Raw genomic sequence first — 1,166 nt, forward strand, 5'->3', positions numbered from 1 at the left:
TGCGTGCCGCCCACTCGGAAAGCTTCACGAGATCACGATACACGCTGAGAAAGGCTGATACTCACTGATGAATAATGGAGCAGTTCGAACCCCTCTCCGACGGCGGAAGCCGATGTTCGCGGCAGGCTCCGGGACTTGCGCAGGTCGATGTCGCGAACCTCTCGCTGAACATCGGGAGCAGCCAGCTGTACCGGCTGGACGACGACCTGCTCGGCCGGCGACCCTCGGTGGCTCGCTGGAGTCCGCCCTGGAGGGCGAGATCACCGACCATCTCGGCTATGACAAGCACGACACGGCGGGCAAGGACGGCGGCAACTCCCGTAACGGCACCCGTGCGAAGACCGTGCTGACGGACATCGGCCCGGTCGGGATCGACGTCCCCCGTGACCGGGAGGGCTCCTTCGAGCCGGCCATCGTCAAGAAGCGGCAGCGTCGGCTGACCGGCGTCGACGAGATGGTCCTCTCGCTGTCCGCGAAGGGCCTCACGCACGGCGAGATCTCCGCGCACCTGGCCGAGGTCTACGGCGCGAACGTGTCCATGACGACCATCACCACGATCACCGACAAAGTGATGGACGGCATGGCCGAGTGGGCCAACCGGCCGCTCGACCGCGTCTACCCGGTTGTCTTCATGGACGCTGTCAACGTCAAGATTCGCGATGGCCAAGTAGCGAACAGGCCGATCTATGTGGCGTTGGCGGTCACCGCCGAAGGCCACCGCGACATTCTCGGACTGTGGGCCGGTGACGGCGGAGAAGGCGCGAGGCACTGGTTGCGGGTGCTGTCGGAACTGGGGAACCGCGGAGTTGAAGATGTCCTCATGCTCGTATGCGACGGGCTGAAGGGGCTGCCGGACGCGGTCGGCGAGGTCTGGCCCCGTACCGTTGTGCACACATGTGTCGTTCACCTTCGGCGGGCGTCGTTCCGCTACGCCGCCCGTCAGGACTGGGACAAGATCGCGAAGGCGCTCAAGCCGGTCTACACCGCGCCGAGCGAGGACGCGGCCACGACACGGTTCCTGGAGTTCGCCGAGGTCTGGGGGAAGAAGTACCCGGCGATCGTCCGCCTCTGAGAGGGCATTTGATTTAGGTAGATTGCCCTGTATGCCCTAGTAGGTGCCTCGCCAGGTGGGTGTGGTCTCGTCCGTTATGCGCTTGGCGAGGTTG

At 64.8% G+C, this 1,166-nt stretch carries 1 pseudogene; it reads left to right on the forward strand.

Annotated elements, in window-relative coordinates:
* Positions 1-235: 235 nt before the first annotated feature.
* Positions 236-1,069 (forward strand): annotated as a pseudogene (locus tag ACFYXB_RS46010) (IS256 family transposase); the annotation flags it as partial.
* Positions 1,070-1,166 lie beyond the last annotated feature (97 nt).

Origin of the sequence: Streptomyces sp. NPDC002619, from assembly GCF_042889305.1 — a bacterium.
Lineage (GTDB): Bacteria > Actinomycetota > Actinomycetes > Streptomycetales > Streptomycetaceae > Streptomyces.